At 34.5% G+C, this 22,867-nt stretch carries 21 protein-coding genes; 12 read left to right on the top strand and 9 right to left on the bottom strand.

Going from position 1 to position 22,867, the window contains the following annotated elements; translation table 11 throughout:
- The 4 genes from AC3OCB_RS05795 to AC3OCB_RS05780 form a co-directional block, all read left to right on the top strand.
- The coding region (locus tag AC3OCB_RS05795) for an amylo-alpha-1,6-glucosidase (protein ID WP_498341345.1) at window positions 1–1,746 on the top strand (1,746 nt) is incomplete at its 5' end.
- Window positions 1,747–1,785: 39 nt separating this feature from the next.
- Window positions 1,786–2,607, top strand: a complete 822-nt coding sequence (locus AC3OCB_RS05790; RefSeq protein ID WP_498341343.1) for a CBS domain-containing protein — start codon at window positions 1,786–1,788, stop codon at window positions 2,605–2,607.
- A 33-nt stretch (window positions 2,608–2,640) separates the two neighbouring features.
- On the top strand, window positions 2,641–3,045 hold the full coding sequence (locus AC3OCB_RS05785) for an STK_08120 family protein (RefSeq protein ID WP_498341341.1): 405 nt from the start codon (window positions 2,641–2,643) through the stop codon (window positions 3,043–3,045).
- A gap of 17 nt (window positions 3,046–3,062) precedes the next feature.
- Entirely contained in the window at window positions 3,063–3,440 is a 378-nt protein-coding gene (locus AC3OCB_RS05780; protein WP_498341339.1) for a RidA family protein, read from the top strand.
- Here AC3OCB_RS05780 and AC3OCB_RS05775 read toward each other — a convergent pair.
- Entirely contained in the window at window positions 3,437–3,634 is a 198-nt protein-coding gene (locus AC3OCB_RS05775) for a hypothetical protein (protein WP_498341337.1), read from the bottom strand. The two genes, AC3OCB_RS05780 and AC3OCB_RS05775, sit on opposite strands and share 4 nt — an antisense overlap.
- Before the next feature lie 73 nt (window positions 3,635–3,707).
- Window positions 3,708–5,702 (bottom strand): protein kinase domain-containing protein, encoded by a 1,995-nt coding sequence (locus AC3OCB_RS05770; protein ID WP_498341336.1) that lies wholly within the window; start codon window positions 5,700–5,702, stop codon window positions 3,708–3,710.
- A 402-nt stretch (window positions 5,703–6,104) separates the two neighbouring features.
- On the opposite strand from AC3OCB_RS05770, the gene AC3OCB_RS05765 reads away from it, so the two are divergent.
- Window positions 6,105–6,329, top strand: coding sequence for an LSM domain-containing protein (locus AC3OCB_RS05765; RefSeq protein WP_498341334.1), 225 nt, complete (start codon window positions 6,105–6,107; stop codon window positions 6,327–6,329).
- 2,128 nt (window positions 6,330–8,457) lie between these two features.
- Here AC3OCB_RS05765 and AC3OCB_RS05760 read toward each other — a convergent pair.
- From AC3OCB_RS05760 to purE, 4 genes are read right to left on the bottom strand one after another with little or no spacing between them, the layout of a single operon-like run.
- Window positions 8,458–8,604 carry a hypothetical protein gene (locus AC3OCB_RS05760; protein WP_498341332.1) on the bottom strand — a complete coding sequence of 49 codons (147 nt, stop codon included), beginning with the start codon at window positions 8,602–8,604 and terminating at the stop codon, window positions 8,458–8,460.
- 48 nt (window positions 8,605–8,652) lie between these two features.
- Window positions 8,653–8,991: a winged helix-turn-helix domain-containing protein gene (locus tag AC3OCB_RS05755; RefSeq protein WP_498341330.1), complete on the bottom strand. Its 339-nt coding sequence runs from the start codon at window positions 8,989–8,991 to the stop codon at window positions 8,653–8,655.
- Window positions 8,988–10,082 (bottom strand): 5-(carboxyamino)imidazole ribonucleotide synthase, encoded by a 1,095-nt coding sequence (locus tag AC3OCB_RS05750; protein WP_498341328.1) that lies wholly within the window; start codon window positions 10,080–10,082, stop codon window positions 8,988–8,990. The genes AC3OCB_RS05755 and AC3OCB_RS05750 overlap by 4 nt, the downstream gene beginning before the upstream one ends.
- Window positions 10,054–10,527, bottom strand: coding sequence for a 5-(carboxyamino)imidazole ribonucleotide mutase (gene purE, locus AC3OCB_RS05745; RefSeq protein ID WP_498341326.1), 474 nt, complete (start codon window positions 10,525–10,527; stop codon window positions 10,054–10,056). The genes AC3OCB_RS05750 and purE overlap by 29 nt, the downstream gene beginning before the upstream one ends.
- 151 nt (window positions 10,528–10,678) lie before the next feature.
- Here purE and AC3OCB_RS05740 point away from each other — a divergent pair, with 151 nt between their 5' ends.
- The 4 genes from AC3OCB_RS05740 (at window position 10,679) to AC3OCB_RS05725 (ending at window position 15,871) form a co-directional block, all read left to right on the top strand.
- Window positions 10,679–12,802: a molybdopterin-containing oxidoreductase family protein gene (locus AC3OCB_RS05740; RefSeq protein WP_498341325.1), complete on the top strand. Its 2,124-nt coding sequence runs from the start codon at window positions 10,679–10,681 to the stop codon at window positions 12,800–12,802.
- A gap of 217 nt (window positions 12,803–13,019) precedes the next feature.
- The gene (locus tag AC3OCB_RS05735) at window positions 13,020–13,610 is read left to right on the top strand and encodes a hypothetical protein (RefSeq protein ID WP_498341324.1); all 591 of its coding nucleotides are present in this window, start codon (window positions 13,020–13,022) and stop codon (window positions 13,608–13,610) included.
- 468 nt (window positions 13,611–14,078) lie between these two features.
- On the top strand, window positions 14,079–14,948 hold the full coding sequence (locus tag AC3OCB_RS05730) for an FAD-binding protein (protein ID WP_498341323.1): 870 nt from the start codon (window positions 14,079–14,081) through the stop codon (window positions 14,946–14,948).
- Window positions 14,945–15,871 (top strand): nucleoside hydrolase, encoded by a 927-nt coding sequence (locus tag AC3OCB_RS05725; protein ID WP_498341322.1) that lies wholly within the window; start codon window positions 14,945–14,947, stop codon window positions 15,869–15,871. The genes AC3OCB_RS05730 and AC3OCB_RS05725 overlap by 4 nt, the downstream gene beginning before the upstream one ends.
- Window positions 15,872–16,040: 169 nt before the next feature.
- Here the strand turns inward: AC3OCB_RS05725 and AC3OCB_RS05720 are convergent, their stop codons facing one another.
- Both AC3OCB_RS05720 and AC3OCB_RS05715 read right to left on the bottom strand, forming a co-directional pair.
- Window positions 16,041–16,322 (bottom strand): MarR family transcriptional regulator, encoded by a 282-nt coding sequence (locus AC3OCB_RS05720; protein ID WP_498341320.1) that lies wholly within the window; start codon window positions 16,320–16,322, stop codon window positions 16,041–16,043.
- Between the two features lie 57 nt (window positions 16,323–16,379).
- A complete protein-coding gene (locus AC3OCB_RS05715; RefSeq protein ID WP_498341318.1) occupies window positions 16,380–17,387 on the bottom strand; it encodes an MFS transporter in 1,008 nt (335 codons plus the stop codon).
- A gap of 125 nt (window positions 17,388–17,512) precedes the next feature.
- On the opposite strand from AC3OCB_RS05715, the gene acs reads away from it, so the two are divergent.
- Together acs and AC3OCB_RS05705 are read left to right on the top strand one after the other, a co-directional pair.
- Entirely contained in the window at window positions 17,513–19,492 is a 1,980-nt protein-coding gene (acs, locus tag AC3OCB_RS05710) for an acetate--CoA ligase (RefSeq protein WP_498341316.1), read from the top strand.
- A gap of 28 nt (window positions 19,493–19,520) precedes the next feature.
- Window positions 19,521–20,675, top strand: coding sequence for a radical SAM protein (locus tag AC3OCB_RS05705; protein WP_498341314.1), 1,155 nt, complete (start codon window positions 19,521–19,523; stop codon window positions 20,673–20,675).
- On the opposite strand, the gene AC3OCB_RS05700 is transcribed toward AC3OCB_RS05705, so the two are convergent.
- Window positions 20,656–21,777, bottom strand: coding sequence for an MFS transporter (locus AC3OCB_RS05700; protein ID WP_498341312.1), 1,122 nt, complete (start codon window positions 21,775–21,777; stop codon window positions 20,656–20,658). The two genes, AC3OCB_RS05705 and AC3OCB_RS05700, sit on opposite strands and share 20 nt — an antisense overlap.
- 729 nt (window positions 21,778–22,506) lie before the next feature.
- Here AC3OCB_RS05700 and AC3OCB_RS05695 point away from each other — a divergent pair.
- The coding region (locus AC3OCB_RS05695) for a hypothetical protein (protein ID WP_498341310.1) at window positions 22,507–22,867 on the top strand (361 nt) is incomplete at its 3' end.

Here is a 22,867-nt window from a genome sequence, read left to right as displayed (position 1 = left end):
ATAAATAGTAGGACTTATCATGGTTTTCTTGTTGCCCCCATTAATCAGCCTCACAAGAGATATGTAATCTTATCTAAGTTTGAGGATTTTATTCAAGTAGACGGAGAAGAGTACCCTATAAATACTAATAGATACCCAGATGTATACTATCCTCAAGGGTACAAGTATTTAGTTGATTTCAAATGGGAAAAGAACTATGTAAAATGGGTTTATGATTATGGAAAGACTAAATTAGAAAAGACTTTGATCGTTCATAATTATGAAAACGCGATAACTGTTAATTATAAGGCTGAAAAAGGTGATTTGAAAATCTGTCCATTGATCACCTTTAGAAGTCATCATTTGGTAACAGAGAAAGGGACATACTTTGACACTTTAGTTGAAGGAAATAAAATAAGTATTATGAAAGACAATGTACCTATTCTTCACCTTGTCATAAATAGCAAAAAGTTAAAAATAGAGCCAACGGGATATTGGTACTACAATTTCTTTTACGTATTGGATTATGAGAGAGGGAACAACCACAAAGAAGACTTATACAATCCACTCTGCATTTACACCGATAATGAAGCTTCAATTATAGCTTATTATGATAAAGCCAGTGCAGTTAAGGAAGAGGACTCACCGGCAGATCTTCTAAGGCTTATGAGTATAGCCTCTAAAGACTTTGTAGTAAAAGGTAAAAATGGATGGGCAATAATAGCAGGATATCATTGGTTTGATGAATGGGGGAGAGATACTTTTATTTCAATGGAAGGACTTCTTTTACTCAACAATTTATATGAACAAGCAAGAGATATAATATCTCGTTATTTAAGCTATGAGAATAAAGGACTATTACCCAATCACATTACAGCTGACGGAGAGCCCATGTATATGGGAATAGATATCAGTTTATGGGCTATTAATGCTATTTACTCGTTCTATTCCTACACAAAGGACAAGGAGTTCATAAAGAAGATTTACCCAACCCTTCAAAATATTATAGAGAATTATGCAAAGGGTAACGGAATAGTTTACATGAAAGATGGTCTTTTATTCCATCATGGTGCTCCTAGGACATGGATGGATGCTTCATATAATAGTCATATAGTTACACCAAGAGAAGGAGCTGCTGTAGAGACTAATGCTTTGTTTTACAATGACTTAATGATTATGGATTATTTTTCTAAAAACGTAGTAAATGACAAAAATACGTATTATGGAGAGTTAGCTGAAAAAGTAAGGAATAATTTTAATGAGAAATTTGTTACTAGCTGGGGCGCTTACGACTACTTAGATCCCTATATGATCCCAGATAATTCAATAAGACCTAATCAAATATTTGCGCTTTCTTTGCCATTTCCAATAATTGATGAGAAAATTGGTAAAATTATGCTAAGTACAGTAGAGAATGAGCTTCTTAGGCCATTTGGGCTAAGCACCCTGTCCAGAAGAGATCCCAAGTATAAGCCAATATATAGGGGGGATAAAAAAAGTAGGGATGAGGCATATCATAACGGACCTATATGGCCTTGGCTAATAGGTGCTTACATTGACGCAAAGCTGAAAGTTGAAAATGATATTATAGAAAGTAAATTAATTTTAGATGTAATCAGACCTTTATTAGATTACTCAAAGAAGCATAGAGGGTTTATTCCAGAACTTTTTGAAGATGTTCCCCCTTACCTACAAGGAGGGTGCATAGCACAAGCGTGGAGTGTTGCCGAAGTATTTAGATCGTTAAATAAACTTCTTTCTCTTTGACAGTTCAAATTTATAATTTCCAAATCACACATTAATTTAATGTTAATAAAAACTCTCATGCTCACGGATCCTCCTATAGTCTCGACGAGCAGTAAGCTCTTAGAAGCTTTTAAGAAAGTTAATGAAAGAGGAATTGGAAGAGTGATAGTCGTAGATAATGAAATAAAAGGAGTTATTTCGACTAGAGATCTGCTTAATTATGTAGTTGAAAGATGCGAATACGGATGTGATAGAGGCGATATTTTTTCACTTATAAACAAGGATGTTATACATGTTATGACACCTAACCCAGTTTATGTATTTGAAGATGACGACGTACTAGACGCATTAACTTTAATGGTAGCAAGGAATTTCGGTTCTTTGCCAGTTGTTAATATAGAGAAAAAGGTTAGTGGAATTGTAACAGAGAGAGAAATGCTACTTGTTTTCCAAGATCTAGACCAGCTCTTCCCTGTAAAAGAATTTATGACTAGAAGAATAAGCAGTATATATGAAGACGTTCCAATATTTGATGCCACAAGACTAATGATAAAAAGAGGTTTCAGAAGACTACCAGTAATTAACGAAGAAGGAAAGTTGGTTGGCATCGTTACAGCGGCTGATGCGTTAAAGTTACTTACAAAAACTATATTGAAGAATGAGCCAGAAATGTTCTTTTCAAAGAAAGTAAAAGATGTTGCAACAAAAGAGATATATACAATAGATCCAGAGAAGTCTATTAATGAAGCAGCAATGACAATGTTAATGAAAAAGGTGGGTTCACTGCTCATTTTAGATTCCCAAAGTAGGCCAACCGGAATAATTACGGAGAGAGATTTAATAATAGCTCTACATTATCAGCTTCATTTAAAATCAAGTTAAATATTTAAGTCCACAATTATAAATGATCTTAACGTGAGACTAGAAAAAGATATCAAAGTTAGCCAAGACATGGACGTTGTATTTCAGATATTTTCTGACCCGGCCTTTACTATACCTAAAGTCTTCCCTGGTGTTAATTCAATAAAAACTGAAGGAGAGAAATTCGAAGCTGAGGGAAAGTTCTTTACAGTTTCATATAAAGTAAAAGGAAGAGTGTATATAGGAGTTAATGAGATTAGATTTATTTATGATAGTGATAAAGGGAGCGGAACTCTTTATGTAAAAAAGAAAGATGAAAATACTTTACAAATAATCTTAGATCATGGCAGTTCCCTTTATGGCAACCTTGGCAAAAGGTTTGTCTCATCTAACCTAGATAATTTAGCTAAAAACATAGATGAGATAATTAGATTAGAGAGGATTAAACGTAAAATCTAAACCAACATTTTCTATTTATGGACATAATTTTCTCAGAAAAAGCCCCAAAGCCAATTGGTCCATACTCTCAAGCGGTAAAGATAGGAAATACGGTCTATGTATCTGGTCAAATTCCAGTAGATCCAAAGACAGGCGACGTGATTAAAGGAGATATAAAGGTACAAACAAAGCAGGTATTAGAAAATATCAAAGAGATATTGTCAGCTGCGGGTTGTTCTCTTAAAGACGTTGCAATGAGCTTTGTCTTTCTTAAAGACATGAATATGTTCTCTGATTTTAACAATGTCTACGCTGAATATTTTAAGGATAACCCTCCTGCAAGAGTAACAGTAGAAGTATCAAGATTACCAAAAGACGTTTTAATAGAAATAGCAGTTATATGCTCGAAAGGTTAAGAAAAAATTTTTTTCATTAGTTTTTCTACGTGGGGGCATTCATGTATGCCTTTCTTTATATCGCTATGACTTCCATGTTCAACGCAAGCCGCTGAAATTGGAACTCCTTCTAGGAACATTATCGACGCTTCGTCGTCTTCTACTATCTTGTAGAACGCCCCGTCAAACGTTATCCTATATTGTATTTCCGCCATGGTATATCACTCATTTATAGGCTGTTTTTTATTTAATAAAATATTCAGAACATCCTTATAAGCTTTTTGGTTCTTAAATGTAAGCTTTTGTAGGATTTTCATTAACTGGCAAATCGTAATTATATTTCATTATCATTGTCAACTCCCTGCTTATCTCTTCCATTGTAATATCTCCTCTTAATCCTCTTTCAATAACTTCCCTAAACTCCTCTGGTACATAATCTAATCTCGGTTCTGCTAAGTAAAAGTCCTTCAGTGAATTCTCTCTCTTCTCTGGTGTTGTTACCGCTTCTTCTAATTCTCTCTCCAGCCATTCTGGGAATGGGAAGTTGTTTGTAAGTGCTACGTAAAGAGAGACTGCAAAGGAATAAATATCAAATTTATATTCTGCCTTTCCTCCAAGTCTTTGTAATGGGTGTGCATAATAAGGTGTATAGTGTATTACTGGAATATTTACCCTTACGGCAGATCCTAAATCAGAGATTTTTGGTATAATATCCTCTTTTAACAGTGCTTCTAGTGCTTCTTCGCCAAATTTTGGAAGTTTTCTGTTGAAGAGTATATTAGACGGCTTTATGTCACAATGTACAAATCCACTTTTATGTATGTGAATTATTGCATTAGCTAATTTACTAAACATTACCGCAACTATTTGAGGCCATTTGCTAGAGTGGCGTAGTGTTGAATATTCTTGATTAACTAAAATTTCTCTTAAATCACCCCCTTCCATATATTCCATTACTACTGAGGGTGGGGAAGAATAGTAATCGGAAAAGTTTTCATCAACAAAACTAGCAAGTATCCTTACAAGGTACTTTGATCCCTTTGAGATCTCTTGCATTTTAGCTATTTCATAGAGTAATTCGTCATATCTAAACTCTTTTTTAATAACTTTCATAGCGAACTTTTTCAGATTTTTCTCTACCAGCAGTACGAAACCCATTCCTCCAGTTCCAATGACTTTTTCCACTTTGTACCCATAAAGAACATATCCTACCCATGAGTTTGGGTCAAATTCCTCAGCAGGTATGTATAGCTCATAGGTTTTGATCTTATTACAAGCCTCTATTACCCCCTCTCTGCAAGCAAATAAGAACTCTTTCTTTGCATTTGATGAGGCATTGAACCTCTCTAATGCTAGTCCCTTAAGATATGCAGTTTGGGCATTTCTTCTGATTTTCTCTGCTTCTTCAAGGAGGTCTAGAGCTTTTTTATATTCCTCAGCGTGAATGTAGGCATTTGCCAAAGCCAACATGTTGGTGAAATCTCTCCTTCTTTTAAGGGCCTCTTCAAAATACTTTACTGCCTCTTTGTAATTCTTTTTGTTTAAGAAATACCATCCAAGTTTCAAAGCAGGCGCATCGTAAGTAGGCAAAGTAGATAAAGCCTCAAAAAGTAGTTTCACGTTATTTTCAACTTCAAATTCATCTATCAGCTTGTTTACTTTATCTCTTAATTTCTTCTCTAACTCTCTATATTTTATTTCTGAAAAGAAAGAGTAAATTTTTAATGCCTCTAGCTCTTCCCCTATTTTCTCAAAGCACTCTGCTGCAGCTAATGACTCCTCTGGATACTTGGAGTCTAGTTGCCTATATAGTTCAGTCGCTTCTTTACATTTTCCAAGTTTAGATAAGCTGATTATTGCTCTTCTCTTTATTTCGTCTGACGAAGGATCCGACTTTAACATATAATTTACTAAATCATAACTAATGTCCATTAACTCAAGGAGTTGCTTTTTATTACTTTTCAAAACGGGAATTCCTTGCACTAACAGATACTCACCATTGACTATCTCATTCTCTAACTTGTCAAAGTGTAACACTATCATGTCCTCTGAGGAAAATACATAACCATTCAGTTGAGGAATTTTCCCAGATAAAATTGCATTAAGAAGCCCGTTCAGCTTTTTACTGTCATATACAGGTTTTGAAGTCACTTTTACTTTTCCGTTATCGTATTTTATCTCATAACCAATGTTATCCTTTAGTTTTAATTTTCCATCCCATTCTCTGAGTGTTCCATCTAAGTAGAGATAAGTCTTGTCTTCTTTAGTGAATGCAAAATACATGCTTAAATGCTTATGTATTATCTTATTTAATTTACCAGTTAATAATACTATTTAAAACGCTTGCTTAAATTTATGGAGATATTATTAACGCCAAGTCTTTTAAATCTTTCATTTAACCACTTTGCGAACTCTTCTCTTCTCTCCATTGCAAACTCATATACCAACTCCTTATAGTCAACATTGACTTCTGTATTAGAAACTGACCTCCTTCTCGTCAGAAGTTATAATATTTTTTTCTTCCTTTATTCTGCTATTTTATCTAGAAGTCATTAAAAATTTATACTAAACATTAGACAATAAATTAGGGTTGTTAAGTGAAGACACACAAATATAACCCTCCCTGGAACAAATAAAAACCCTCCAGCTTAAGAGAAAACTAAACCAGACGATCTTTTAGAGACTTTGAAATCTGCAATTAAAAAAGTTGTTTTGGTAAGATTTAGGAATGGTCTTGATTATGTCGGTACATTAGAACCAATCAATAATGAAATGGACATAATACTGAAAGATTGTGCACAACTTGACAAAATTACGTCCGACCCTATTAAAAAATACGGAAGATTGGTGGTAAGAGGAAATAACGTAGAATTCATAGACATAAACTACACACCATCTGAAGGGAAATAAAAACATAAAGTCACTCCTTTCTTTTTATACCATGCGTAGCCCCATTGCTTTGCCTTTTCACATTCTTAATGTTTAAAATTAAACACTTTGTGAATCAAGCATATCAATTCCTTCGGCTGTGTCCCGTATGTTTTACATTAAGGAAAACCGCTGTTTCGTGCAACGTATGTTTTAAATTTAAACATAGACAGAGAAACGCTCTAAATCTACTATCGTTTGTTTCCGAATAAAACTAGATTTTATCTTGTGTATGTCTAAACAACTATATTTTTACCTATTTTAATGTCCTTCTTTTCTTCTAGAAGCAGTTAGTAGCTCACTTTTCTAACGATTAATGCGTTACCAAGGATTGGATCTTTTCAAAGCTTGAAGAGAAACGTTTATTAGAAGGATCGATAAAATATAAGTTGAACGGGCGGGGGATTCAGACCTAGCCTGCCTCTTCACGATTCTGCTTCCAAGATGTTCAACATGTCCCCCGTCCCCGATAAATTGTTGTCTTCTGATTTAAAAACCTTTTCTCATTCTATATGAAAATGCAAGATTTTACTAAGCTGCACTGTCGCCTAGCAGTTGTTTTCCATTTGACACCCCTTAGTGTTTAATTTTAACACTTAGTGTTATTTGTGTAGCAATTTTTCTTGTGTGTTATACTGTATGTTTAAAATTAGACACTTAGTCCGATCGATCTAGCTTTTTTGCATTTTTTTAACTTGATGTTTAAATTTGAACATTGGGTTACCAATATTGGTAACCAAAGTTGCATCGATAGAAAAACTGCTTTATTGCAGAGATGCCCCCTACTGACCGTAGTCTGTGGGATTGCTGAACTCGGGAGAGTTATATACACTGTCTTACTTCCCGTGTTTAACACGAGCATTACCTAGGGACATTACCAAGTTGTTTAACTAGATATTTTATTAACTTCCTTTTGAAATAATTACTTCTGTGATAACAATGTCAATCCTAGATCTACTAAAAAACCTGATTTGTTCTAGCCCTAGAATATCTAATAATTCATCTAATAACTAATGCAATAGGAAAAAGCAAAAACCTATTTATTACGGCTAGATACTCGGTAATGGTGGTTTATCAATGACTGAGCATTGTATTAAGCTCACGGTTTAGACCAGGTAAGAAAAGAACTTTGATTTAGAGGTTTTTCACACCCGCCTAAACTACTTCTTTCACTTTTCCATTAGCGGTGAAAAAACAACTACTAATCACAACAAAATTAGACTGACTTCTCTAGCCCTTAAGAGGAAGGCCGAACGCCGGTATAAAGAGCTATGGGAATATGCCCTATCATGATGATGAGTCTGATGACTAGTCCTAACGTAATAATTTTATTAATATTATCTTTTGTTTTGATGTCTGTTTTTAATCAACTATATATCTTGGTCTTGGCTGACCTTCTCTCTGCCTTTAAAGGCAAGGCTTTCAGTTGTAAGTCCCTTTTGCTTATCAGGGTATAATGATATTTTCTTGTGACCTTGATATCAAAAAGTACCAACATAACATTTCGTCATAATCATGTTTTTGTAAGATTTGGAATGCGAGTAGCAAAAATGCAAATGTTAAATGGAGGGGTGGGTGGGGGTTCTCGTAATTTTTAGCTAAATTTTACCCCGGTAAAACATTTTGCAACTGTTAAAATGCAATTTGCAATAGCAAATGCGGACGCAATACAAAATGCGAAATAAATTGAAATAGTAGAAGACAGATAGAGCTATCTGCGAATATGTTCTAACTGAACTTTTCATTTTACGCTAGGTTCCATTAAACAAATGAGAGGATCTTATCACCTATAATCATGTTTATTGTTTGTTACATTTTTTGTTTGCTTCTCACAAAGACACTAGTAACTGTGTATAATCAGAAAAAGAGGGGGGTACTGGTCTCGTAAAATTAGCGTCTTTTTGATTTTGAATAGGGTTTTGTGATTTGAATAGATCTTGGAAACAAAATTAGCTTTTTTGTCGATGTTAGAAACATCAGACATTATAACAGACATAAATTAAGGGAATCAAAAAAGGCGTAAGTACTTTTCGACAACAAACGTGAGAGAAATATATGCCTTCTACCTATTGATACTTTTTAGGTATCTATAGAAAATTCCCTATCAATTTTATATAGGTATATCAGTTGATAAAGCATCTTTTATTTTTTCATGTATAACGTAGTCGACAAATTCTTCCTTTATTTTCTCAGTTTCTTTAGGAATATTAATCCCGGTCTTGTCTATTCCCTCTACTCCTTTTAATTTTTCTAACACACAAAAATTAGGGTTAAAATAGTTTTTAAGGTATTATCATGAACTTTTTCATTTCTTAAGAAGTTCTTCTATTCTTTGATTATATTTTTTCAAAACTTCATCTATCTCTTTTTCAGCTTCTTCATAGATTTTAACTAATTCAACAATTTTTTCCGAAACTGCAGTGCCTCCAGCCCCTTTACCTCCTTTATGCATCTCTATCCCTCCTAAGTAGCCATTTACTTTTCTTATGTATTCCCATGCAAATTTATAAGACACATGCATCTTTTTAGCAGCTGTAGATATCGAGCCAGTTTCTATAACGTCCTTAATTAAGGATATTCCTCCTTTTCCAATTACAGGTTTTCCATCATCATTTTCTATCCACAGTTTAAACCTAAACTTCATAAATCTAAACCTTGAGGATATATTAGCTTCATTATATTATCAATTTTTTGTTTTGCATCTTCTAAGTCTATGCTAACGAAATTCACATGACCGAGCTTTCTCCTTTTTCTCACTTCTCCTTTTCCGTACCAATATACCTTACCATAGCGAAGAACATCTGGGGGTATGTTGTTAGTTCCTAAAATGTTTACCATTCCTCCATAAGACAAAAGATCTGTAGATCCTAATTCAAGATCAGTTAATGCCCTTATATGTTGTTCAAACTGTGATACAAAAGCAGAATCCAAAGTATAATGTCCAGTATTGTGGACTCTAGGAGCAAACTCGTTGACGAGGATTTCTTTACCCCTAACAAAGAACTCAATACCTATAGTGCCAACGTAGCCAAGAGATTCCATTAGTTTTTTTGCAATTTCCGCAAATCTAGGGTCTCTAAAAGGTCCGTAGTTATAAATAAGAATCCCTTTTTCATTATAATTAAAAGTAGGTGGATAAGACTTAAAGTTCCCATTTCTATCCCTAACTGCAATTATTGATGCCTCGTAGTCGAAATTTACAAACTCTTCAACAACAAACTTACATTTCATATCTTTTAGGAAAGAGTATTTATCAGCATCATTTCTAATGAAATATTGTCCCTTTCCGTCATAACCCCCTCTACTTTGCTTAATAACCCCGACATTGTTAAACTCATCTTTCAGTATTTTTAACGCTTCCTCACCATCATTTGCTACATAAAAGCGTGGTGTTGGTAAGCCATGATCTTTGTAGTATATTTTTTCTTTCCATCTTTCTCTTTTTAATTCGACAGAGTTTAGTCTAGGGAGTAATTTACCCTGGTCTTCCGCATATTGTAAGGCTTCTTCTTTAACATGTTCAAACTCAAAAGTTACTACGTCTACTTCATCTATCATCTTCTTATATTCATCTGGGGTAAAACACTTATCTGCAATTTTACATGCTGGTGCGTCCATCTCGTCCATAACGTAAAAAGTGAATGGATACTTTCTTCCTTCTAAAATCATCATCCAACCTAATTGCCCTCCTCCTAGAATCCCTATTTTACTCAAGTTTTGTGTTAAGGACTTCATTCTTCATATCCTCCATGAATTTCTTAACTTTTTCAGCAATATTAGGATATTTTATTCCTAAAATCCTTAATGCTAGAAGGGCAGCATTTTTTGAATTACCTATAGCTACTGTAGCCACTGGAACTCCATAAGGCATTTGAACAATAGAAAGGAGAGAATCTAAGCCATTAAGGTTTTTAGATGGCACTGGAACACCTATAACGGGTAAATGGGTTAAAGAAGCAGTCATCCCGGGTAAATGGGCTGCACCACCAGCACCAGCAATAATCACTTCAATTCCCCTTTCTTCCGCAGACTTAGCGAACTCTACCATAAACTCCGGAGTTCTGTGAGCTGAAACTACTCTAGTTTCAACCTCAACTCCAAATTGTTTTAATAGTTCAACTGCATCTTTCATATATTCCCAGTCTGATTTGCTTCCCATTATCACAGCAACTTTAGGCATAAGATACATAGATGTTAAGAGTATATTAGAGTTATTTTGATCAATCTTTTCTCTTTTTATGATAAAATTCTTCATTATTTAACAGTTAATAATATATGTACGTAAAGAGATATAAGGAAAATATTTTATTTTTATTTTTCTAAACTATGCTATGCCTTTTGCTAGGTGTTACATGTGCAAAAACATGTGTGGGTTAATTACTACTGTTGAAGGTAAAACAGTTAGAGTTTCACCCAACAAAAATCACCCTCAACCTGGAATATGTGGTAGAGGTGCTGCTGGCCCTTATTTGTTAACTCATCCAGATAGACTAAAGAACCCTTTAATTAAAAAAGATGATAAACTAGTACCGGTAGACTGGGATATTGCTTTAAATGAAGTAGTTAAAGTACTTAAGGAGCTAAGAGATGAGGGCCACCCTGAGTATTTAGCGATAGCATTTCATGATTATGGAAAAGAACTTCTTGAAAGGTTTGCTAACCTCTATGGTACTCCTAATCTAATAGGGCACGAATCTGTTTGTCATGGTCCTAGAACAGTTGCTGCTGAACTAGTTTTAGGAGCGGAAGGTCCTAGAAGTATTGACCCAGATTATCCAAACTCGAAATTTGTAGTATTTATAGGAAGAAATCCGTTAGAAGGAATAGTCCCAGATATTGTTAGAAGGATTGATGAAGGAAGGAAAAACGGTTTGAAAATTGCTGTAATCGATCCAAGAAAGTCCGCAATTGCACAAAGATATGCTGATAGATGGATCCCAATAAAACCTGGGTCTGACACAGCTTTCCTTCTTTCAGTAATTTATTACATGATACAAAAGGGTATGTATGATGGAGATTTTCTCAAGAAATATAGTAATGCTGGATTGCTTATCTATGAAGATGATTTAACTCCCACTGGAGAGTATTCTGGGAACTTATTATATGAAGGTGAAATAAATGGAAGAAAAGTCACTACTGCGTTCAAACTTTTAGAGAAAGAAGGAGGAAAAGTTTATTCTAGATTAAAAGATATTACCGGAGTTACATACGATGATGTTAAATATATCGCAGAGAACTTATGGGACAACAGACCTTCAGCGGCTATCGATGATGCTTGGCATACTTCTTTCTCGATAGACTCTACTTACACTTGGATGGCAGCTTTTATTATAAATGCTATGATTGGAAACATAGATAAAAAAGGAGGTTTGATATTTTCTAAAAAGCCAAAAGTAAAGTTATATGATGTTTCCAATATTAAAGCCAAGAGAATTGATAAAATTAGGTATCCATTAACCTATGCAGCTTTTCAAGAGGTTTATAGGGCGATTCTTACTGGAAATCCGTACCCAATTAAAGCATTATTTGTCGTAGGAACTAATTTAGATGGGAGAGACCCTAACTCAGAATTAGTTAGGAAAGCTTTAGAAAAAGTATTTCTTATAGTAGTTGACGTGATGCCCTCAGAAGTTACTGAATTTGCGAACGTTGTTTTAGCTGAATCTACTTATTTTGAAAGAGATGAGTTGCCACTACCAGTTGGCTGGACTTTAGATGGATGGATTGATATTCATGAAAAAACTGTAGAACCGCTTCACGATACTAAGTCTCTGTCATGGATTATGTTAGAGCTTGAACATAGACTTGGGTTATCAAATGACACACTAGAGGACCTGAAAAAGAGAATTTTGTCTCAATTCAAAATTGACGAAAAAGAATTATACGAGAAAGGATGTGCAAAAGTATATGAGAAGGAAATTTACGAAGTATATCCATATAAAGAAAAATTAAATACACCATCTGGTAAGATTGAGGTTTATTCAGAAACACTGAAAAAACATGGATACTATCCTATTCCTACCTATATGGAGAAAAACATATCTCCAAGAGATGTTGATGAGTTTTACTTAGTTAGTGGTCACACGTTATATCACACGCAAGATAGTATAACTTTTGACATACCTACATTAATTAGAATTCAACCAGACAATCCAGTGATGATAAATTCACAAAAAGCTCAAATTCTAGGCATTAAGGATAATGAAGAGGTAGACTTAATTTCATTAACCACTGGGGCTAAAGTCTCATGCAAGGTGAAAGTAAGTGACTCAATAAGAGATGATACAGTATTTACTTATTTCGGCTTTGGAAGACATTCTAAGGGCGAAAGATTTGCCTATGGCCATGGATTTGATGTCAACAGCTTAGTTAGTGACCAACTCACAGATCCTATATCTGGAAGTGTTGCCCAATCACTGAATATAGTTAAAATAAGAAAAAGAAAATCTATGTAGCTTTAACACTACGTGTAAAAGTGTCTACTAATTAATAGTTATTCTTTGAATAGTCATTTTTGAAGATATTATATATTAAATAACTAATTTATTTGTTTAAGTGATTTAATTATACATAGTACTCCTATTTTCTTAGCGTATTAACGTTACTAAGTATAAAGGCATTAACACGGTAGTTGGAGAGTAGTTTTAAATAGATTTTTATAGTAATAAAATTGTGGAGTTTACGCTTTTAAGAGGGCCAGAAGAATTACTAGTTTCAATACTAAAAGATGAAACGTTGAGCGAATACGGGATTTCGATTCAAAACGATGAATTCTCTATTAAGCTTTTAGGTATTAACATCCACGGAAAATTTACAAAAAAAATTGAAAATAATTCTATAACTTTTATTTTTTTAAGTAAAATTGCAGGAGCTAAAATGACCTTATCTATATCTAAATACGATGAATACTCGAGTAAGTTAAGAGTAAATATTGATAGCTGGGGAATATTAGGAGGATTATTAAAGAGGAAACTTAATGAAATAATGTTGAACTTTATAATTGACGTAGAGTTTAAAGCAAAAAAGTATGTCTCCCTTGAAAAAAAGTTGTTTGTAAAAATGCAGACTAATTATAAAGGATTGAAAGAGTTAATAAATAAACTATCAGACTATTCTTCTAATTATTACTTTTTGATTATAAACAAAAGTTACGTGGTTGAGATTGTTAATGGTATACCGTTAGCTGGAGAGGAGCTAGAGGAATATTGTAAGGATATGTGCAGTGTAGAACTCTATGAGTTGAAGCCCTTGGGAAACAGTTAAATTAAGGGAGAAAATCAAGGGCTAATTTTCGCTTTAATGATAAAATTAAATATTTCTAAACACTAACAAAACTTGTTTAATGACGAAAAATCTACAAACTCAACGATCTCTGATATTATTCTTACATGCTCCTATGAAACTATAATTATTCTGTAGAAAAAGCTGTATGAAACTCCCCTTGATGATGCACTATGCGCGGAGGGAGGAGTTAACAGCAATCTCAAAGTTGAGCCTCCATGGCGTTGGACTCGACTGAGCTCCATGCGGTGTGGTTGATGCAGGTGATACCACACCTAGGGCTAACCCAGACCATGGAATTAAAAGTATTGAGAAATAACTAGAAATGACATAGTCGGGGAAACGCTAATTTTTCCAAATGCGATAAATTTAATTCCACAAGCTGGGATTAGTACATACGAAACTTTAACCCAAATTCTATTTAAGACTTTTAAAGCAAGATATTACTTGATGGATGTTTACTCAGAGGAGGAGTTATTTAAAGTTATAAAGGAATCATACGTTAACTCAAGAAAGATTCAAATTCTGGGCAGAGGTCATCATGCAAAAAAAGGAGAAGCGGACGAATTTATTTACACAAGAAAAATGAACTGGTACGAAATAAAAAATGGTAAAGTAATAGGATTGGCAGGGGCAGATGTAACAAAGATTAGAAAGGAGGCAAGTGAACAAGGTCTACTTTTCCCAACTTTATATGATGGCACTTTAGGTGGGTTACTTGCTACTAATGAACCTTCTCCTCTTTCCACAACCTATGGAAAGCCCAGAGACTTTACAACAGATGTTAGAGTCCTTACTCCTTATGGTGGAGTTAAATGGAATTTCCTAATTGGTTCGCGTGGAATACTTGGTGCTATATCAAGAGCTGAAATGAAGCTTTTCCCTAAACCCCAGAAAGTAATTACTTATGAGAAAGCGAACGTAGAGGATTATGAGATTAAAAAACTCATAGACCTTTCTCCGTTAGTACTTCTAGTGGATTATGATACAGAGAAGTTTAATGTTCACGCTTCTTTTGAAGAAGATAAAAATGTAGGAAATAACTACACTAAAGACGAAGGTGTACCAGTGGTTGAAGTTATAGATGAAAGCAAAGAGGTAATAGTTGAGGGAGACTCCTTCTCAGATTTTGAAAATGTAGTAAAGATTTCAAAACCGCAATATGCTTATTGGGTTTATAAGTCAAATATATTTAAGCTATACGACGCAGATGTAGATTCTCTATCAAAGGCTGGGATAAAATACTATACTAGGGACTACCCTAAGGAAGTATACCTAAAGCTTAAGAAGTTACTTGATTATAAGAATATATTTGTATGAGGCATTTCATAATAGATTGTGATACAGCAGAAGACGATATAATGAGTCTATTCATGTTACTTAAAAACGGGGTAAGTGTTGAAGGAGTAACCATAGTTGAAGGAAACATAGGGTATGAAAAAGAAATTAATAACGCTCTGTGGGCTTTGGAGTTTGTAAACAAAAATGTACCGGTTTATCCAGGTAGTGACAGACCTTTAGTTAAATCGTTTAGAAGTGTAGAGGAAGTACACGGCAAAGGAGGAATTGGAGAAGAAATTGTAAAACCAACTAGGTTGAAACCAGAAAACAAGAAAGCAGTCGACGCTATAGTTGAGTTGGCAGATAGATATGCTGGAGAACTAGAGTTCCTTGCAATTTCTCCTTTGACAAACTTAGCTCTAGCATATTTGAAAGACAAAAGTATTGTAGAAAAAATAAAGAAAGTATGGGTTATGGGAGGTACAGCTTGGGGAAGGGGTAACATAACACCAGTGGCTGAATATAATATTTGGGTAGACCCGGATGCAGCGAAAATTGTGTTTAATGCAGGTTTTGATATAACAATGGTACCCTGGGATGTAATAGTTAATTACCCTATAAACGATGAGGAATGGGAATCAATTAAGAAAATTAATAATAAAATGGCAAAATTTTACGTAAAGATTTACACTCACTATAGAGAGTATTCAATGAAAAACGAAAAAATAGGAGGAACTCCTCACCCAGACTTGATAACTACTTCAGTAGCGTTGAACCGTAATGTGGTAAGTAAGTCAGAAAGACAATATGTTGATGTAGAAAACTGTGACTGTATGACAAGAGGGATAACAGTAATTGATTATCTAGGATTATGGGGTAAGAAACCAAATGTCGAAGTTGTATATGAAATAGATAAGAGAGAATTCTATTCAATGTTAATTGATTTGCTAAATTGGTTTTAGAGATCTATTAGTCTTTTTACACTTTTTCGATCTCCTTAAACAAGAGAACTTAGAATTTTGGAATAAATTTTGATGAAATTATAAGAATAGAAATGATCAAAAGAAAGATCTAAATCTAGTTTTTTGTAATTAAAAGCTCTTTAGATGTAAACTCTTTTTTATCAAAAATTCAGCATTCATATTTTGTACAAACAGAGATTTCCATTTCTCTTATTAAGTCCCTTAGAAACATATAGTGCTTATAGAGTTCTTCCATCCCCTCTTCTGTGATACTAATTATAACATCTCCACCCCCTAAATAAGCCTTCACTGTTATCAATCCCTTTTTCTCTAGTCTTCTTATGTTTCTTATAAGCCGTCTTTTGCTTAATCCAAGGTACTCTCCTATTTCATTAACGCTATGTTCATCCTCTGAAAGTATTGTCAATATTGCTAGTTGAGTAACATTCACAATAATATTTATTCCGTGTAAGTATATAAACGCTTGTAAGCAAGGATACTTTTTCTTTTATTTCTTTATAAAAAGGAATAATATCCCTAGAATTACTGCTAAAATAGAAGAACTTAAGAGGGATAATCTAACTGAAAAAGCTAAAAAACTCGCTAGATACCCTATAGACCAACCTATTTGCTGAAATGTATTTATTAATCCTAACGCTTCTGGGCTTTTTACAGAGCTTTCTTCTAATGCAGAAGGGAGAATTGCTTCCCACAACCCAAAGAAAACGGAAAAGAATGGATTAACATAAACCAAGGAGACGAGAGAGAAGAGAAATAAATACACAGATAAGAAAAATTTCTTGGTAAACCTTGAGTATAGGAAAGTAAAGAAAGCACCTAAAATTTCTGCTAAAGTAGCTAATTCTCCGATCTCCTCATAAGACATTAGATAAGCTTCCTTTAACACGAGATAAATAAAGGGGAGAGTTAAAGCAATAGGTAAAATAACAACTATTGGAATTAAGAATTTGTAGTTTACTCTAATTGCTTGGGAAGGGACGTCTATCTCTTCAAGTCTTATTAAAGGTAAGCCTGTAAAGATCATGAATATCCCTGCAATAATAAATACCTCTCTTAGTCCAAGTAAAGATGCAATAATCCCGCCTATATAAGGAGTGAAGAGTGAAGGAAGGATTGAAATTGCCCATACTATTGATATAGTACCTTTTCCTAGATTGTTCATATAAGAGTAATAACTAGGAAGTGCTAAAAAGAAACCCGAAGCGATGATATAAGAGATAATAATCCACGTCAAAGAATTTGACAACCCCATCATTATCAAACCAATACCAGAGATAACCCCTCCTAATTCCATAGTTTTAACTAACCCAATTTTTCTTGCCAGCTTTCCGCCTATTAGCGGAAATGGAATTGCAAAAATGGTGGAAACTAAGTACACGAGAGTTACGTCATTGACAAACTTAACTACATACAAGGATACAAAAGGATAGTACAGATAGTAGGAAAGTCCCCAGATAAACCAACTTCCAGCAAGTCTTGCAACACTGTTATTCATAAGCATGAAATTTTGTTCTTCCTTTTTATTTTTGACTAAACCAAGGTAATAGAGGATTTATAATGACCTAAAAAGATAAGGATAAAGATTTTTTATGCTTGCTTAAATTACTTATACTGATAGATATGTCTGAAAAACTCTCAGAACAGTTACAACAATTAGGCGAACAGAACCTAGAGGAGAAAGCGGATTATAACATGAGATATTACAAGTACCTTTTTAAGAGAAGTGTTGAAGAACCAGATAAATTCTGGGGTGAACTTGCAAAGGAACTGATTGATTGGTTTGAACCCTGGAAGCAGGCTTTCGTACAAGAGGAAGGATTATTAACTAAATGGTTTGTTGGGGGAAAACTTAACGCTTCTTATAACGCAATTGATAGGCATTTAAATTCACCTAGAAAATACAAGGCTGCAATATTCTGGGAGAGTGAAAAAGGAGAGAAGAAAGTAGTTACATACCAAGACTTGTTCTACGAGGTAAATAAGTGGGCTAACGCGTTAAGAGAACTAGGTGTAAAGAAAGGAGATAGAGTAACAATTTACATGCCCTTAACACCGGAAGGAGTTATTGCTAAATTAGCCGTTGCAAGACTTGGAGCTATACATAGCGTAGTCTTTGCAGGCTTTGGAGCACAAGCAATAGCAGATAGAGTCGCAGATGCTGGGGCTAAAGTAGTAATTACAGCAGATGGATATTATAGAAGAGGAAAGATAGTTGAGCTAAAGAAAACTGTCGATGATGCACTAAACATTTTAGGCGACAAAAGCCCAGTTCAAAAAGTCCTTGTATATAAAAGAACTGGAATTGAAATACCCTTCAAAGAAGGAAGAGACGTTTATTTTGATGAAGTTGGGAAATACAAGTACATTGAACCAGAACCTGTTGAGGCTACAGACCCTCTCTTCATCCTTTACACTTCCGGAACAACTGGGAAGCCAAAAGGAATCGTACATAGCACTGGCGGATACTTAGTTGGAACCGCTGTAATGCTGTTGTGGAGCTACGGGTTAAGCCAAGAAAACGACGTTCTGTTCAATACCTCTGATATTGGTTGGATTGTGGGTCATTCATATATAACTTACTCGCCTTTAGTCATGGGAAGGAGTATAGTTATTTATGAGAGTGCACCAGATTATCCCTATCCAGATAAATGGGCTGAGATGATAGAGAAATATAGAACTACAACTTTTGGCACTTCAGCAACAGCAATAAGAACACTAATGAAGTATGGCGAAGATTATGTTAAACAGCACGACCTTTCCTCTTTGAGAATTATTGTGACCAACGGTGAGCCATTAAATTATGCACCATGGAAATGGGGATTAGAAGTTGTTGGACAAGGAAAAGTATTCATGTCCCATCAGTGGTGGCAGACCGAAACTGGCGGACCTAACATTGGTTATATCCCCGGTGTGGTATATTTACCAATGAAGTCTGGTCCTGCAGTAGGTTTTGCTTTACCCGGAAACAAAGTAACAGTGCTCAACGACGAGGGTAAAGAAACGAAACCAAGAGAAAGAGGGTACCTAGTGATGTTGCCTCCATTCCCACCAATGATGATGATTGGTATGTGGAATGATCCGGGTAATGAAAGGTTAAAGAAAACTTACTTCAGCAAATTCCATGGAGTTTACTATCCTGGTGATTATGCTATGATAGATGAAGACGGTTATATATGGGTCATGGGTAGAGCAGATGAGACAATTAAAGTTGCCGCACATAGAATTGGAGCTGGAGAAGTTGAGTCAATTGTTACCTCTCATCCAGCTGTAGCAGAGGCAGCTGCTATAGGAATCCCAGACCCAGTAAAAGGTGAAGCTGTCCATCTATTTATCGTGCTAAAAGTTGGTTACAAACCATCACCACAATTAGCAAAGGAGATTCAAGAACATGTAAGAAAGTACATGGGAGCAATTGTTACACCAGAAGTCCACTTTGTTGATAAGTTACCAAAGACCAGGTCTGGCAAAGTGATGAGAAGAGTGATAAAGGCAGTGATGATGGGACAAGGTACTGGAGACGTATCGACATTAGAAGATGAAGCCTCAATGGATGAGATAAAGAAGGCAGTAGAAGAGTTTAAGAAATCATTAAATCAGTGATTTTTTATTTACTTATTGTTGTTTGTCTATGTCCAGAATAATTTTAACTTCAGATTACTCAACGTTTTATTCTTTACCACCCTTACCTTCTCGCTTATTACCCTTCTATAAAAAAGCAAAGTATCCGCCTTACGGCTTAAGAAAAGTAGAAGCTATAACGCAAGGAAAAATAATTCCTCCAGAGAAATTACCAAAAACCAACGAGGGTATTTTAGGTATTTACGTTAATGACCCTCTAGGTTTAAGTGAGGTAGCACAAGGTTTAAGGAGAATTTTCGGAGATGAACCTAACTACGTTTCTTCATTTAGAGCATTTGTTGAAAAAATAAAGACTTTGAAAGAAGAAGGAGGGATTAAGATCATAGTTGGTGGTCCAGGAGCTTGGGAATTAACTGAAGAAGATTGGATAGATCACGTATTGTTGGGAGAGGCTGAAAAAACTTTACCAGAAATCATCAAGAAGATAGAAGAGGAAGAGGGAGATCTACCAAAGGTAATTTATGGAGAAAGCGTCGACAAATTTTATCCTATAAGGTCTCCATCAGCAATGGCTGAAGTAGAGGTAATGCGAAAAGATAGGAAGATTTCTCTTGACGTTGTAAAGAAAGAACTGGAAATACAGTCAAAGTATCACGGTTATGTGAACTTAATTTCTCAAGACTTGTTTTCTTATGGCGATGGTTTAATAGATCTCCTCAGGCTAAGTTCTTCTTACGGTAAAGTTATCTTTTCTAATATTTCTGTTATTTCCTCGCTTACAGTAGACCTAGGAAAAATTAAGGAGATACTAAGATTAAATGAGAACAACTGGAGGTCACCAGTTCTAAGTTCTAAACCCGGAAGTTGCATCTATAAAGTTGAAAAGGAAGTGCTAGTGGAACTAAACAAGAATTTTATATATCCTATGATCCATACAGATCCTTACAATGTTTATGATTTAATGAATTACAAGTGTATAATTATACCAATTCCTTCTAGCGAAGACGAGGAAATTTATAAAATACTTTACGACGTCTGGCTTTATGATAAGAAAATTGTTAAAATACCTTTCTCTAGTCCCATTGATTATATTTTACGCAAGAACTTGGAAACTAGAGGAGAGTATTTAAGAAAGCTTAAGCTCAACACTCCTTTCTTTGTGTTTAAGCTACTTTCTTTTCTTGTTAGGTCTGTTTTCTTTTGATTAAGCTTAGTACAATTCCAAATGCGATTATCCCCATAACTCCAGCAAATATGTAAGCATAAGAGTAATGTATTTGATAAAGAAATCCCATTGCTGTGTTTCCTATTAAAACTCCAATGCTTCTCCCAAAGGACAATGCTCCCATTGCCGTTCCAGCTTCTCCCTTTGAAACTTTAGAAATTATAGTTGGCTCAAAAGTCTCTGTTGAAGCAACAGCAATCCCCATAGTTGCTGAAAGAGGATAAATAGCTACTATACCAAGTGGTGAGAGAAAAGCATAACCAATACTCACTAGCCCGCCCAACAGGTAGCCTAAAAACGCTAGACCACTGTACTCACTTAAGCGTATTTTTCCGAAAACATATCCAAATAAAGCTGAGGAAAGAAGGAAAACTCCGTAAGTTAGTGTTGCTAAATAAAACTCGTGAGTAAATTCTTCAGTAGTTATTATTGGAAATCCAAAGCTGTATTGGGTAAAGGCAAAGAACATTGTTGATACAACAATGGTTAAAGCAACTTTACCAGGTTTTCTGGGTTCTCCCTTCTTACCAGCCTTTACCAAAGCTAAAAACACAGTTGAAATAACAAGAAAGATTGCGGTAAATATCAGAATTACAGTAGCCTTTACTCCAAAATATAAAGCAATGGTCAAATAAGTTACTGCTAATGTAGCACCTGCAATGTCTAAAGCGTGAAGTATTCCATAAGCTTCTTTTCTTTCACTTTCTTCAGTAACTTCAGATAACATTGCCCTTCTCGCAGGTGTCCTAAAATTTCTAAACCACCAACCAAACATGAAAAGGAATAAAGCTTCAACATAGTTTGTTGCTAAACCAGTAAAAGATAAAATCACGATAAGGGAGTTCCCGATTATTGCAATTAATTTTCTTCCGTACTTGTCTGCCAAATACCCTCCTAGAATAGACATTAAACTTCCTCCACCATAGTTTAAGGCTTCAGCTATTCCATAAAGGAAAATTGGGGCGTGAAAGTAAAACACAAAAATTATAGGAAAAGAAGCCACTGCAGCTTGATAACCTAAATCTGCAAAAAATGCTGAAAATGAAATTTTAAGTACTTCTCCCCTTCTTTTTAAAACCATGCCTTTATGTTTGCATATTAGATAATAAGCATGATTAGCATCTTAAAGAATGTTTTCCGCTCAATTTAAGATGTCTTCTAGAGACTTTTGTTAGTCAATAATTCACGATCATGATTACTTTAATCTTAACTAAAAGCGGATATATTTACGTTATACTCACTTTGGCTTAGAAAGTTAAACCTATCAAATAGGCAGTATCCTTTTAGTTTTTTATTGAATTATCAGAATTTTATGTTCTCTAGCATAGATACGTCAAGACTATAATTAGTTTATCTTCAGTTTTACTATTTTTCTCCTTGACGTCAATCTATGAAATTTTTAGTTGTTTTTTAAATAGAAGAAAATCAGGGAGGTTTAGGGTTATATTAGCTAATTCTTTTATAAATAGAAAAGATGTTCTAAGTGTTAATCAAAAAAGGTTTGAATAATTTTATATTTTGAATTGTTTTCAGATTTATAAAAGTTGATCTGAACAAAGATCTTATGATTACAATTTAAGATACATAAAAATGATAACAAGGATTATAAAGACCATACACAGCTTTGTAGAAATCCTTATAGTTATTTAGGGAGTTCCTTAGATTTATGACTTATCATATTATAACTAAAATCTCGCAATTCATAATGAAATCAAAGGAACATAAGTCAATCTAACTAGCATTTTATTGAGAATTTTTACAGAGTCAGAGTATACATAAAATTTAAATTCACTTTCTACATTTTCATAATATGAATAGGGAAATAAAAATATTCTCCATTTTAATAGTGTCTGCCATGCTTTTTTCGCTTGTAGCTTCATTTCTAGTATATAACAATCAATTTTTGTCAAAGCCTATTAATGTATACGCTGAACAAGGAAATCCTAATGTCGGAAGTGTAATACATACGCTAGATTTGTTCAATAACACACTCTTAAAAGGTAATGTAGTTGATGTGAAAAATGGATTGCTCCCTGACGCCTTACTTTACGATCCTCAAAACGGCTATATCTATGTTCTATATTTTAATTCAAGCTCAATTTCAATCATCAACCCCTCCACAAACACAATAATAGGCAATATTACTGTAGGACAGTTCCCTGACGCCTTAC

Source organism: Sulfurisphaera sp. (genome assembly GCF_059755235.1).
This window is presented reverse-complemented; position numbering and strand designations above follow the sequence as displayed.